A 14,103-nucleotide genomic window follows, 5' to 3' on the forward strand; every position below is an offset into this window, starting at 1 on the left:
TACTGCTCTTTATTCTTGCGCTAAAAAATCATGCACACGTTGTGCATCAAACGGCCAATACAAGTGTTGGCCGGTTTTGCTTTCAAATACGGGTATACTTAACTGAAAACGCGCTATTAGTTGCTCATCAGTCATAATATCGGTTAATTCAAGCTCGTTTTTATTACCTAAAACCGACAATAAAACCTGCTCAGCTTGCTCACATAAATGGCAGCCATCGGTATGGTATAAAACATAATTAGCCATGAGTAATCAGCCAGCTATTATGTATTTTTTTATTTCGCTTAAAATCAGGCGATAATGTTTTTTCTGAGATGTTTTCTGCTTTTAAACCGAGTCCCATTAAACCAACTTCATCCATCACAAAGCCACGCTTGTTATTTGAGAATATTAGAGTACCTGATGGACTTAGTATTTTTTTAACCCATGTTAAAAGCTTAATATGGTCAGTTTGTACATCAAATGCATCTTTCATACGCTTTGAGTTAGAAAACGTCGGTGGATCTAAAAATATTAAGTCGTATTGCCCTTGAGCATACTCAAGCCATTTTAAACAGTCGGCTTGCTCAAAACGGTAGCGGGTATTACTAATATCATTTAAGGCAAAGTTATCTTGGCCCCACTTTAAATACGTTTTCGATAAATCAACAGTAGTAATTGCCTTTGCACCGCCCAGTGCTGCGTGTACAGATGCCGTTCCAGTGTAAGCAAATAAGTTTAGGAAACGTTTATCTTGCGCATTTTGTTGAATATAACGACGAGCCAAACGGTGATCTAAAAATAAGCCGGTATCTAAGTAATCAAATAAATTCACTTTAAATTTAGCACCAAACTCTTCTACTACCATAGTACGGTTTTGTTTTGCCATTGGGGTATATTGCTCTTCCCCTTTTTGCTTTTTACGTACTTTTACGGCAATGTTTTCTGGCGCTATATTTAACTGTTGGGCTGTTAAGCTAATCACATCTTGCAGGCGTTTCTCAGATGTTTTTTCGTCTATTTCTTTTGGTGCTGCGTATTCAAAAATAACCGCAGAATCACCATAAATATCAACAGCTACGTTGTACTCAGGAATATCTGCATCATATACGCGATAAGATTGTACATCGTTTTGCTTAAGCCAGTTTTTTAAGCCTTGCTTATTCTTTTTTAAGCGGTTTGCAAACGACATAGAACCTTCAAAGTTGAGCGCAGGCTTATCATCAGAAGTTAAGCTCACTTGCTTATCATCTAATTGATATAAGTTAAGCTCTACATCAAGTGGGCCATTTTTAAACTTATAACGCTTTTGTTTTACTAGTTTTAAAAGTTTAAATAAGCTTTCATCCATGCCTAATAACGCAAGCTTCCAATGATTGAAGTGCTTTTTAAAGCCAACACCCATACTACGGTGTAAATTTACCAACTCAGCCATAGAGCCAATACGCTCACCGTACGGTAAGTTAGAAATAACCACACCCGGAAGCTTAGCAACTGAAGTGAGTTTAGTTGCATCACTTTGCTTAAATTTAATGACTTTATCAAGCTCTGCGCGCTCAGCATTGCCAATGGCTTTATCAAGAACTTGTGCATCGTAATCATGGCCAATTAACCATAATTTAGGATCGGTTATCTGTGCTATTAATTCTTCACGTAGCTGCTTAAACTTAGCAGCTCTGAAACTTGGAAGACGTTCAAAAGCAAACCCTTCTCTAAATAAGCCAGGTGCTTCATTACGAGCCATACCCGCAGCCTCTATTAAAATAGTACCGGCACCACAACAAGGGTCAAATAAAGGTTGGTTAACATTTTCAAGCCAACCACTGCGCTTGATAATAGCAGCCGCTAAATGCTCTTTAATCGGTGCTTTACCTTGGCCTTGTCTGTAACCACGTTCTGATAAACGAGGGCCCGAATAATCAATGTATAAAGAGACGCCGTGGCGATTTAAGCGTGCGACTACACGCACATTGGCATCTTGCTTATCTACATTTGGGCGTTGTTCGTATAAATCGTTAAAGTAATCAACAATCGCATCTTTAATGACAAGCCCAGAAAATTGCGTATTTTTTAGTGAGTCGTTTGTGCCGTTAAAATCAACCGCGAACGTTTGAGTTGGCCCAAACCACTCTTGCCAAGGTTGAAAACGTGCAAATTTGTATAGGCTATCTTTATCATTAACGCCTTCTTTTTCTTCAATAAGCATCAGCACACGCGTTGCATAGCGAGTTGATAAGCAAACCTTTTGTGCCAATGTTGAATCCGCTTCAAAGCGAACAGAACCCACAGTTTGCTTAGACACAACTGCGCCTAGCTCTGTTAGTTCATCAACAAGTAAATTTTCGATTCCGATAGAAGTAAGTGCGATAAATTGCAAAGTAATAACCCTTAATAGCTAATTGCGCAGGATTATAACATAGGTTGGCTCACAAACACTTGATAAACACAGCCAGATTTGTAAATTTGCTAAGCAGATTTAGTTTGATATTGCTCAAGTATTAGAGGGTGAACGCGATTATTTAAAACACGAATGACTTCAAACTGCTCAAGCGATAAATTATCATCTAATTGGAAGGTTTCGCTTAGGTTTAAACAAATTGAGGCATCAGGGCAATGCTCAACAATTAAAAATTCGCCGGTTTGTGCTTTAGAGGTAAGTTTAACAATGGCTTCGGTACTTGGTTGGCTCCCCGTGTATTCTTCAAAAAACCAACTTTTGGCAAGTACTGGTTTTAAATGAAACTTTACGGCAGTCGCGTTTAGGGCTATTTGGCAAATTTGTGCGGGTTGCCAAAGCTCAAACCCGTCTAAATAATTATAAACTTGCTCGTAAAAGGCTGCATCTTCTAAACTAAAGCGCGGGTTTTCAAAAACACAGTCGGTTAATTGTCTTAATTTATACGGAGTACATAGCTGCATATCATCATTTAAATCAAGCAGTAAGCGGTTTTTATTTGCACATGCAATCCACTGCCATTGTTTTGTTGCTTGTAACATTTGCCTCCTCCTTGTTAAAAATTAATTTTTTAATAAGACAATAATATTAAATTATAGCTGCTTTTGACCATTTTTAAAACACCCACTTAGAACATTTATTGAACGATCAAAAGCTTACATAACTGATCCTTATAAGGAATCAACGATCGATTTTACCAATTGTGGTCCTTTGTAGATGAACCCAGTATAAACCTGAACTAAATTAGCACCTGAATTTAGTTTTTCTTGGGCTGATTGTGCATCATCAATACCACCTACACCAATAATTGGCAGCTTACCCTGCGTTAAGCGTTTAAGCTCGCTAACCACGTGTGTAGAGCGCTCTCTAACTGGTAAACCCGATAAACCGCCCGCTTCATCAGCGTATTGTTGACCCATAACTGCGCTGCGTTCTAACGTGGTATTGGTTGCAATTACACCATCAATTTTATTGCTTAGTAATGATTCGCTTACTTGTGCGATTTGGATCTCGTCAAGATCTGGCGCTATTTTAACTAGCATAGGTACTTGTTTATTGTGTTTTGCTATTAAATCAAGCTGCTCGTTCTTTAAGCTTTGCAGTAAATCGTCTAATGCAGCGCCGTACTGTAAATCACGAAGCCCAGGTGTATTTGGCGATGAAATGTTTACCGTAATGTAAGATGCATGCTCAAACACTTTACGCATACAGTGAATGTAGTCATCTTTGCCTTGCTCATTTGGGGTATCTTTATTTTTGCCTATATTAATACCTAAAATGCCTGTGTAATTTGCATCTTTTACATTATTTACTAGGTTATCAACCCCTTTATTATTAAACCCCATACGGTTAATAATAGCGTTTGACTCAGGTAATCTAAAAATACGAGGCTTGTCGTTACCGGCCTGTGGGCGAGGTGTCACTGTGCCTACTTCAACAAAGCCAAAACCCATTTGGCTAAATGCATCTATACACTCGGCGTTTTTATCAAGGCCTGCAGCAAGTCCTACAGGGTTTTTAAACTCAAGCCCTAAAAAATTTACCGGTTTATCTGCTACTTGTTGAGACCAAGCTGCATTTAAAGGGGTGTGTGCAAAGCGGCGTAAATTATTAAGCGCAAACTCATGTGCCCATTCAGCATCTCGGGTGAACATAAAACGGCGGGCTAAATCGTAAAACATGAATTGTTCCTCTTTAAATTACAGACAAAAAAATACCTCAGACAAGGCTGAGGTATTGTATAACAATTTTAACAATTAACTGATTATTTACTGAATAAATAACCAATTAAAGCCAAATTATTTTCCAGATGTATCACAGTTATGACTTAGTAGCATTAATTCACGCAGCGCAACTGAGAATTTTGCAAAATCGTGACTTTGCGATGTTTTAAACTCAGCAAGCATGTGCTTCCAACGTTGTAGTAATAAATCTTGGCTATCCATCCACTGATCTATTTGATTATCTACATCGTTTTCGTCACCTTCAAAGCTATTTAACACAACATGAGAAAGTGTACGTTGTTGCCAATCAAGCTCTTCACGGTACGACGCACGTGCAAGTGCTTGCCAATGGTTAGATACAGGCTGATTAGTAATTTGATCCAAGAACCAATGTAAGCCCATACGCGAACCAAGTTTGAAGTAGGTATTAGATACCATTGCGACACTTCGCCCAGAGTTATGTGCGATTTCAGCAATATCCATTACAGAGAACAAGCTAGAAAGGTCGATAATTCGCTTAGCAATCTGCTTAGGTACACCTTTATTGACTAACTCATCTGCTTTACCATTTAAGCATTCATGCTCTTTGTCTTGCATATAAGTGTTTAAGTTATCACTTAAGTCTTTAAATGTTGGAGCAAAGAACTCAATTGCTTGCTCAATAGTTTGTGCTTTATTACGATGACGTAAGAACCAACGCGTTGCACGGCGAACTGTACGACGTAATTGATAAAGCATTTCGGTTTGCACAGCAGCCGGAATTTTATTATCAAGTGCGCTAATTGATGACCACGTTTCACGCATTTCAAAAATTTCGCTAGCAATTGAGTAACACATTGCGATTTCAGCTTCGTTAGCGCCAGTCTCTTCATTCATGCGAACCATGAAATTTAAGCCCATGTCGTTAACGATGTTATTAGCCAATTTTGTAGCAATAATTTCTTTGCGCAGTGGGTGGTTATCCATTGCGTCATTGAACTTTTCACGCAGTGGACGTGGGAAAGATTTAACCAATAGCTGACGGTAATACGGGTTTTCAGTAATATCATCAGTTACTAAAGACTCTTTAAGCACCATTTTAGCGTAAGAAACCAGTACAGATAACTCAGGGCGCGTTAGGTCTTTACCTGCTGCCGCTCTTTCTGCTAGTTCTTCATCAGTTGGTAAGAATTCGATTGCACGGTTTAACTTGCCTTCTTTTTCAAGGGCATGGATAAAACGAATCTTTTCTTTAAGTGTTGAAGCACCTTTAGATTGCGTAATAGACAGCGTATGAGTTTGACGGTAACAATCTTTAAGCACTAATTCAGACACTTCGTCGGTCATAGAGTAAAGTAATTCATCACGCTGTTTACGTGTTAAATCACCTTCAGAGACTAAACCGTTAAGTAAAATTTTAATATTTACTTCATTATCTGAACACGCAACACCACCTACGTTATCAATAAAGTCGGTATTAACTCGACCACCTTTAGCTGCAAATTCGATACGACCAAGTTGAGTAGCACCTAAGTTACCACCCTCGCCTAATATTTTAGCACCTAAATCTTTACCGTTAATACGCAGCGCATCGTTAGCGCGGTCGCCTACATCTGCATCTGTTTCTTGGCTATTTTTGATGTAAGTACCAATACCACCATTCCACAGTAAATCAAATTCCATCATTAATGAGGCTTTAATTAGCTCATTTGGTGTCATGCTCGCTTTTTTAGTGCCCAACATTTTTTTCATTTCTGGGCTTAACGAAATTGATTTAGCAGCACGAGAGAAAATACCACCGCCGGCCGAAATGAGGTCTTTGTTGTAATCTTCCCATGATGAACGAGGTAAGTTAAATAAACGTTCACGCTCAGGGTATGACGTAGCAGCATCTGGCGTTGGATCAATAAATATATGCATATGGTTAAATGCCACTTGTAAGCGAATATGCTTAGAAAGCAACATACCGTTACCAAATACATCACCGGCCATATCACCAATGGCAACAACCGTAAAATCAGTTGTTTGACAATCAATATCCATTTCACGGAAGTGACGTTTAACTGACTCCCACGCACCTTTGGCTGTTATGCCCATTTTCTTATGGTCATAACCTACTGAACCACCTGATGCAAACGCATCACCAAGCCAGAAGTTATATTCGTTAGCAATGCCATTAGCAATATCTGAGAAAGTAGCGGTACCTTTATCGGCTGCAACTACTAAATACGGGTCATCTTCGTCATGACGTGTCACATTTACTGGCGGTACTATTTCCCCGCGCTCAATGTTATCTGTAATGTCTAATAAACCACGGATGAAAATTTTGTAGCACTCTTGGCCTTCTTTAATAAACGCTTCGCGTTCACTAGGTAGCTGTTTACAAACAAAACCACCTTTAGAGCCTACTGGTACAATTACAGTATTTTTAACTTGTTGCGCTTTAACTAAGCCTAAAACTTCAGTACGGAAGTCTTCACGACGGTCTGACCAACGAAGTCCACCACGCGCTACTTTACCACCACGTAAATGCACACCTTCTACACGCGGTGAGTATACAAATATCTCAAACGCTGGCAGTGGTAATGGCATATCAGGAATTAAACTAGGCTGTACTTTAAACGACACGTACGATTTAAATTGGCCCGCTTCATCTTTTTGGAAGTAGTTGGTGCGCAGCGTTGCTGCAATCATATCTACGTATAAACGAATAATACGGTCATCATCAAGGTTTGCTACGTTTTCAAGCTCTAAGTAAATTTGTGCACTTAATTTTTCAAGTGTTTTAGCGCTTGCAGGGCTTTTAACCGAGAATTTTTTAGCAAATAAATTAACAATTTGCGCAGCAATATTCGGGTAGTTAGCAAAGGTACTTTCAATGTAAGTTTGCGAGAAAGTAACCCCGATTTGACGCATATACTTTGCATATGCACGTAAAATAGACGCTTCACGACCCGTTAAGCCACCCATTAGTACTAAGCGGTTAAAGCCGTCGTTTTCAAGGCGGTTGCCCCAAACGTTGGTAAGTGCAGCACGAAAACGAGCAGAAATCTTGTCAAAATCAGCCATCCCTTTGCTATCAATAAGCATAGAGAAGTCCATGATCCAATTAATTCGACCATCACTTGTTTTAACAGAGTAAGGTGTTTCACCAACTACACGTAAACCAAAGTTTTCTAACATTGGCATTACGTCAGATAAATGAATTGGCTCATCTTTATGGAATAAGCTTAAACGAACAATATTACTGTTTGCTTCTTCTTGAGGACGGTAAAACAGCATTTCTAGCTTGTTTTCGTCTGTTAGCAGCTCTAGCTTTTCAATATCAACAACTGCGGCGCTTGGTAATACTTCATCTTTGTATGAACGTGCAAAAGCGTTGCAGTATTTACGATTTAAATCATTACCGCGGGCTTCACCTGCAGACTCTAACAGTGCAGATTGAAGTTTATCTTCCCAAGTGCGGGCCGCTTCTACTAAGTTGTTTTCGATGTCTTTCACTTTATATTCGATATTGTTATCGGTCACACGAACGGTGTAATGAGTACGCGCAAGTGTTGACTCAGAGAAATAGGTAGTAAATTCGACTTTTTCGTCAGAATTAAAGGCGTTAGCTAAAATATCTTGTGTTTCACGGCGCAGCGCTGTGTTGTATCGCTCACGTGGCACATACACCATGCAAGAGAAGAAACGCCCGTAAGCATCTTTACGCACAAATAAGCGACACATATCGCGCTCTTGTATTTGTAAAACGCCCATCGATACTTCTAATAATTCACTTTCGCGCGCCTGAACAAGCTCATCACGAGGGTAAGTCTCTAAAATATTTAGTACCGCTTTGTACGCATGTGTTCCTTTAGCAAAGTCACACATATCCATAATGCGGTTAATTTTACTTTTTAGAACTGGCACATCTGCTGCGCTGTTGTTGTAAAAACTTGATGAGAACAAACCAATAAAGCGGTCTTCACCGACTACATTACCTTCGTCATCGAAACGTTTAATACCAACGTAGTCAATATACGCTGGGCGATGCACGCGAGATACAGAGTTAGTTTTCGTTAACACCAATAAATTGCTGCTTAGTGCTTCTTGACGGGCAAATTCTGGTAATTCAGATAATAAACGTGTGTGCTCATCTGTTGAGTTTTTCATTAAACCCAGGCTGGTTTCCATTTTACCTTTTAATTGGTAATCACCTTGCACTGGTGTTAATTCGTACTCGCGATAACCCATTAATGTAAAGTTATCTTTAGCTAGCCAGTCTAAAAATTCAACGGCTTCAGATACTTCGTTTTTATTTTTATTGTGCTTACGTTTAGGTACTTCTTGAGTAACTGACACAAGCTTTTCGCGAATTGGTTGCCAATCGTCTACCGCAATAGAGACATCAACTAACACAGATTCTAATTCTTTTTTAAATGATGAAATAACAGACGCGTCTGTTTGACGGTCAATTTCGATAAAGAACACTGTTTTAGTCGAGGTAGATTCTTGCTCTGCTTTTAAATTTGATAAGCCAGAAATTTTAGCGTTTTTGTCACGCTGAATTTTAAGTGGGCTGTGAAGTAATAAGTGAGAAGCTATATTTTCACGGGTCATAGCCATACGAACAGAATCAACTAAGAATGGCATATCTTTAGCGATGATTTCTACAATTGTATGTGATGACTGCCAGCCATCTTTTGCTACTTCAGGGTTGAAAACGCGAATTACTGCGTCGTCCGTGGTGTTTTTTTCTAGTGCATTCCAAAGGCTGAGTGCAGCACCGTATAAGTCACTGTCATTGCGATTTGCCAAATCCTCTTTAGACATGTTGCTGTACAAGGCTTTGGCGAATTTCTCAACGAGTAACACATTATCAGCGTGAACTTTTTTCTGGATAAGCTTACAGACATTATCTAGGATAACCGAGGCTTGGCCTTCATTTCGTGTCATTGTATGTTCCTTAATCTATTACTGCTTTTAGTTAAGCAGAATATTTGTACAGCCATTTATTAGCGTGGAGTCAGTTAAATTCTAACCCTTTTAGCGCTAATAAACAGCCTTTTCGATGAAAACATTTTAAGCATTTCAGCTATTTGGTCATCTATTCACAAAATATAGATATAAATGACCATTACTGGTCATTTAGGAGCACAATTATTCACTTTATTTTTTCTGGTCGGTCCACAGTAAGCTACCTATCGCAGGTAAAAGCAGCACTGCACCTAACATATTCACTAAAAACATGAAGGTAAGTAGTATTCCCATATCTACTTGAAACTTAAGATCAGAGAATATCCACGTACTTACACCTATCGCAAGCGTAATACCGGTAAATAATACTGCACTACCACGCTCAACAAGCGCGTTACGGTACGCCACACTAAGCGGTACATTTTGCTTAAGCTGCCCCATCATAGATGACAAAATGTAAATGCCGTAATCAACCCCAATACCTACACCAAGCGCTATAACAGGCAATGTAGACACGGTTAGGCCAATTTCGAGCTGTACCATAAGGGCTTGCGCGAGTGTTGATACAATATAAAGCGGTAGTACCACAGCAATTGTTGCTTTAACACTTCTAAAGCTCATTAAACATAACACTATTACGGCGCCGTATACGTAAAGCATCATCGGAATTTGCGCAGCAGATACCGACTCATTTGTAGCAGCCATTACCCCAACAGGGCCCGAAGCTAGTTTAAAAGCAAGCTTATCTGTGCCCTCTTCTTGTGCAAATTGCTTAACACTTTGAATTACAGTATCAATAGTTTGCGCTTTGTGATCATCTAAAAAGATAATCACTGGCATGACAGAACAATCACCATTAAGTAAACCGGTACTGGTTTCTACTCGTGCAGTAGATTGCACTAAACTTGCCGAATTACGCGGTAAGCTTTGCCATTTTAAGTTACCTTCGTTGTAACCTGCATTCACCGACTGCGCGACCGAACTTAAACTAACCGCCGATTGCACCCCAGCTACATTTTCTACTTTGTATTGAAAACGACTAATACGCGCCATTACATCATGCTCTGTACATGCTGCTGGGTAAGCTTCAACAATCACTTTTAAAATATCTGACGAAATAGTGTATTTGTCCGATATTAAAAATGTGTCTTGGTTATAACGCGCATCTTGATGCAATGAAGGCGCACCTGCGTGTAAATCACCAATACGCATTTTATCTGCTTGCCAGTAACCTAATGCAAATAAAACTAACGTAAAGCCGATGATCACTTTAGCGGTTTTAGGGTCTGTTGCCTTAACTAATAAATTACGAATTGCATCAAGCATATTTGGTTTTTGAGCATCACCAGCTTGAATGTGCACTGTATTAGCAAAGTTTAAGTACGAAGCCCACACAGGTAGTAAAATTAAATTAGTAAATATAATTACAGCCACACCTAAACTGGCTGTTATAGCAAGCTCACGAATAATACCAATATCTATGGTAAGGAGTGTTAAAAAGCCAACTGTGTCAGAAAGAAGCGCAATGCCACCAGGTACTAATAACGCTCTAAAACTTGATTGACAACAAACACGCGTACTTTTACCTTCGCCTACTTTTTTGCCAATCGCGTTTATCATTTGCACACCATGGCTTACACCAATCGCAAACACTAAAAATGGGACCAAAATAGACATAGGATCAAGACCAAACCCTAAGCTTGAAAGTAAACCCATTTGCCAAATTACGGCAATAATAGAACAGGCAATTGGCAATATAGTGAGCTTTAGGCTGCCACAAAATAACCAAACCATAATAAATGTAAATGCAATTGCGATTGCAAAGAACAGCACAACACCTTTAGCACCTTGTGCTATATCTCCTGCCATTTTTGCAAAGCCAATAATATGAATGCTCACTTTGTCTGTACTTAGTGGTTCTCTTAGTTGGCTTTCGAGTTTTTCAGCAAAAGCGAGTGTATCTAACTTTTGCTGTGTTTGCGGATCGGTCTCTAATAGCTGCGCTGTCACCATGGCACATGAGTAGTCGCTGGCAATCATACGCCCTACTACTTTTGCTTTTTCGATATTTTCTTTAACGATGCCTAAGCCGCGTGCATCAGCTTTAAAGTTTGCAGGTATAATTGGACCACCGGCAAAGCCATCTTCTACCACTTCAACAAAACGTGCACTTGGCGCAAAAATTGAGTTAACTAAAGGGCGATTTACACCAGGAATAAAATAAAGCTGATCGTGTACCGCTTTTAACTGAGTAAAAAACTCAGGGTTAAAAATATTACCGCTATCATCACACACCGATATTAAAATACTGTTAGCGCCACCAAATTGCTTTTCATGCTTTGTGTACACTTTCATGTAGTCATGATTGAGCGGGATGTTTTTATTAAATGATGCGTCTAGTTCAATATGCGTGGCTTTGTAGCCTAAAAAACATGTTATGAACGCAAATACGATTAACATGATTGTGCGGTGTCTAAATACCGCTTTTTCTAAAAAATCTAAAAACATATGCATTAAGGGGTCAACTCCTTCACTTTAATGCCATCTTCTGTTGCCATGACCAATTTATTATTAATTATTACGCCATCTAGTATCGCTTTGCCATCGGGACGTTGTTCATGAGTTAGTAAGCCATCTTTTAAATGAAAAATCACGCCACTATTAGCAAGCAATAACCACTGCTCGTTGTTATAATTTATGATGTTGTTTACTGTGGCTGTTTTCACATTTTCAAAATGTTGCCACTGCTGCTCGTTTTTACTTTTGGCAAACACATTACCTCGTAAACCTGCCACTATTTCTTGTTCGCTATCAGATGCAACGGCAAAAAAAGAGCCAGGATAAATCTCATCAAGGCGTTGCCAAGTGACGCCGTTATCTTGGCTGCGTGCCATTAGCCCCATTTCGCCAACCAACATTAAGCCATTATCTGTTTTTTCTATGCGATTAAAGTGTGGCAAAATAGAAGCGGTTTCAGCTTCGTAACCCTCAGGGTCATTTTCTTTTAAGTCGTTTAAATACTCTCTGTCTTCGCTAAATAATAAAGAGTCTAAAAAGCGTTTTTGCCAATGTTGTCCGCCATCGGTTGTTTGATAAAACATCCCGTAAGCACCAACAGCAAAGCCTGTTGTGTTATTTTCAAAATATATATCTAAGCAAGGCTTATCAAGCTCTGGTTTAGCTTGTTGTAACTGCCAGTTTTGCCCGCCATCAGTGGTATTGATAATTGTTGCATCGTGCCCGCATGCCCAGCCGTTAGTCTCGGTGCTAAAATCGACGGCAGTTAACAAAACTTGCGTAGGTACACTTTGTGCCTGCTGCCACTTTTCACCATTAATGCTTTTTATAACAGTACCGTGTTTGCCAACTGCAACAAGGCCAGCGCCTGTATTTGTAATATCGGTGAGGAGAGTTTTATTTGCGTTAATTGCGCTAATAGCTTGTAAAGGTGCATCTTGTGCAACACTTGCACCGCTTATAATCAGGCTGGCATATACCAAATACTTCATAAATTTTAATCGCCTTGAACTGAAGAAATGTTTGTCTTGTTTACTGAGGAAAAACCTGCGCGTCATAAAGACAAACGCGATGAGAAAGAAAAAGCAGCTAACGGGCTGTTAGCTGCATATTACTTGGTTATCTACCTTCACGGCGCAATGCGCTTGAAGTAAACTCGTTATCGTTAAACGATTCTGAAAAATCGTACATTTTTTCTTGGTTATCTAAACCAATTGCTAAATAACGACGCGAATTTAAATCGTGATAAACTTCAAGTGTACTCCACTGCGTAGGTACTTCGTAGTAGTTAAGACCATAAGCCATAGCTACACGATAAAGTTGGTCACGGTTATCATAAATGTCGGTAACCTGAACTTGCCAGCTATCTTCGTCTATGTAAAACACACGCTTTTTGTAAATATGGCGCGTATCATCTTTTAAGTTCGCTTCAACAACCCAAACACGGTGTTTTTCATAGCGTGTATGCTCAGGATTAATATGACCAGGTTTTAAAATGTCATCGTATTCCAGCTTGTCACTATGCAGCTTATAACTATTGTAAGGAATGTATAACTCTTGCTTGCCTTTAAGTGTCCAATTGTAACGATTAGGCGAGCCATTAAACATATCAAAGTCATCAGTAGTACGTAAGCTATCAGCCGCTGTACCTGGTGCATCGTATGCAACGTTAGGTGCACGACGTACACGACGTTGACCTGAGTTATAAGTCCACGCTTGGCGCGGCGTTAATATTTGGTCCATGGTTTCATGTACAAGTAGCGCGGTACCGGCTAAACGAGCAGGCTCAGTTACTTTTTGTTTAAATTTAAACAAAATGTTTGAGTCTTGAAGCTCTGCAGGTGTTGCTTTTGGATCAGAATATTTAACCAGTAACTGCTCATCAAAACCTACATAGTTATAAGATCCTGATGCTGTAGGTGCAGCCTGCCCACCAAAGCGCTCAATAGATTGACCACGGTAACGTAATAAATGATTCCAAATAGCTTCTAAACCCGACTTAGGAATCGGGAATGGAATACCAATTGCAGTATTTTTTATACCATTACCACCTTCAATAAGCTCTGCGCTTGGTGCAAATTCTTTGGTTGCATCATAAACAAACTGCGGATACGAAGCCGAACGGCGTGTTTCGTATACAGGCATTTTAAACGTATCAGGATACGCTTCAAACAATGCAATTTGGCCAGGGCTCAAATTTTCTTTGTATTTATCGATATTTGTTTTATCAATAGTGAATAAAACTTTGTCGGCTGAGTATGGGTCAAGGTGATGCATACCCGGTTCATACCCTTTTGGAGCTGATGTAATACCACCGTTCCATGCTGGGATAGAACCATCCGCATTTGCTGCTTTTTCTGCGCCAAATGGCGTTAAGTCTTGCCCTAAACGTGCAACTTCTTCAGCACTCATTTTTGCTAATGCAGCCGAGCTTAAAAACATGCTACACAAAGCGGTAGCGATGAGGGTAGGTTTTTTAATCATACTAAT

At 39.5% G+C, this 14,103-nt stretch carries 8 protein-coding genes; all 8 read right to left on the reverse strand.

The window, feature by feature from the left end:
* Nucleotides 1-9: 9 nt before the first annotated feature.
* The 8 genes from PESP_RS09160 to PESP_RS09195 all read right to left on the reverse strand — a co-directional run bounded on the left by PESP_RS09160 (nucleotide 10) and on the right by PESP_RS09195 (nucleotide 14,097).
* Nucleotides 10-246 carry a glutaredoxin family protein gene (locus PESP_RS09160; protein ID WP_089347760.1) on the reverse strand — a complete coding sequence of 79 codons (237 nt, stop codon included), beginning with the start codon at nucleotides 244-246 and terminating at the stop codon, nucleotides 10-12.
* Complete coding sequence (rlmKL, locus tag PESP_RS09165; RefSeq protein ID WP_089347761.1) at nucleotides 239-2,356, reverse strand: bifunctional 23S rRNA (guanine(2069)-N(7))-methyltransferase RlmK/23S rRNA (guanine(2445)-N(2))-methyltransferase RlmL; 2,118 nt, start codon at nucleotides 2,354-2,356, stop codon at nucleotides 239-241. Before rlmKL ends, PESP_RS09160 begins: the two co-directional genes overlap by 8 nt.
* Nucleotides 2,357-2,445: 89 nt before the next feature.
* The gene (locus PESP_RS09170; RefSeq protein ID WP_089347762.1) at nucleotides 2,446-2,976 is read right to left on the reverse strand and encodes a cell division protein ZapC; all 531 of its coding nucleotides are present in this window, start codon (nucleotides 2,974-2,976) and stop codon (nucleotides 2,446-2,448) included.
* Between the two features lie 129 nt (nucleotides 2,977-3,105).
* On the reverse strand, nucleotides 3,106-4,116 hold the full coding sequence (pyrD, locus tag PESP_RS09175) for a quinone-dependent dihydroorotate dehydrogenase (protein ID WP_089347763.1): 1,011 nt from the start codon (nucleotides 4,114-4,116) through the stop codon (nucleotides 3,106-3,108).
* 117 nt (nucleotides 4,117-4,233) lie between these two features.
* Nucleotides 4,234-9,075, reverse strand: coding sequence for an NAD-glutamate dehydrogenase (locus PESP_RS09180; protein ID WP_089347764.1), 4,842 nt, complete (start codon nucleotides 9,073-9,075; stop codon nucleotides 4,234-4,236).
* 213 nt (nucleotides 9,076-9,288) lie between these two features.
* Entirely contained in the window at nucleotides 9,289-11,610 is a 2,322-nt protein-coding gene (locus PESP_RS09185; RefSeq protein WP_089347765.1) for an efflux RND transporter permease subunit, read from the reverse strand.
* Complete coding sequence (locus PESP_RS09190; RefSeq protein WP_089347766.1) at nucleotides 11,610-12,605, reverse strand: WD40/YVTN/BNR-like repeat-containing protein; 996 nt, start codon at nucleotides 12,603-12,605, stop codon at nucleotides 11,610-11,612. Before PESP_RS09190 ends, PESP_RS09185 begins: the two co-directional genes overlap by 1 nt.
* Before the next feature lie 127 nt (nucleotides 12,606-12,732).
* Nucleotides 12,733-14,097 (reverse strand): DUF1329 domain-containing protein, encoded by a 1,365-nt coding sequence (locus PESP_RS09195; RefSeq protein ID WP_089347767.1) that lies wholly within the window; start codon nucleotides 14,095-14,097, stop codon nucleotides 12,733-12,735.
* Between the last annotated feature and the right edge of the window lie 6 nt (nucleotides 14,098-14,103).

Origin of the sequence: Pseudoalteromonas espejiana DSM 9414 (assembly GCF_002221525.1) — a bacterium.
GTDB lineage: Bacteria > Pseudomonadota > Gammaproteobacteria > Enterobacterales > Alteromonadaceae > Pseudoalteromonas > Pseudoalteromonas espejiana.

Bases quoted from the DNA above. Each gene is read 5' to 3' on its own strand.
- PESP_RS09180 (WP_089347764.1), bottom strand. From the start codon at position 9,075: ATGACACGAAATGAAGGCCAAGCCTCGGTTATCCTAGATAATGTCTGT.
- PESP_RS09195 (WP_089347767.1), bottom strand. From the start codon at position 14,097: ATGATTAAAAAACCTACCCTCATCGCTACCGCTTTGTGTAGCATGTTT.
- PESP_RS09160 (WP_089347760.1), bottom strand. From the start codon at position 246: ATGGCTAATTATGTTTTATACCATACCGATGGCTGCCATTTATGTGAG.
- PESP_RS09190 (WP_089347766.1), bottom strand. From the start codon at position 12,605: ATGAAGTATTTGGTATATGCCAGCCTGATTATAAGCGGTGCAAGTGTT.
- PESP_RS09185 (WP_089347765.1), bottom strand. From the start codon at position 11,610: ATGCATATGTTTTTAGATTTTTTAGAAAAAGCGGTATTTAGACACCGC.
- pyrD (WP_089347763.1), bottom strand. From the start codon at position 4,116: ATGTTTTACGATTTAGCCCGCCGTTTTATGTTCACCCGAGATGCTGAA.
- PESP_RS09170 (WP_089347762.1), bottom strand. From the start codon at position 2,976: ATGTTACAAGCAACAAAACAATGGCAGTGGATTGCATGTGCAAATAAA.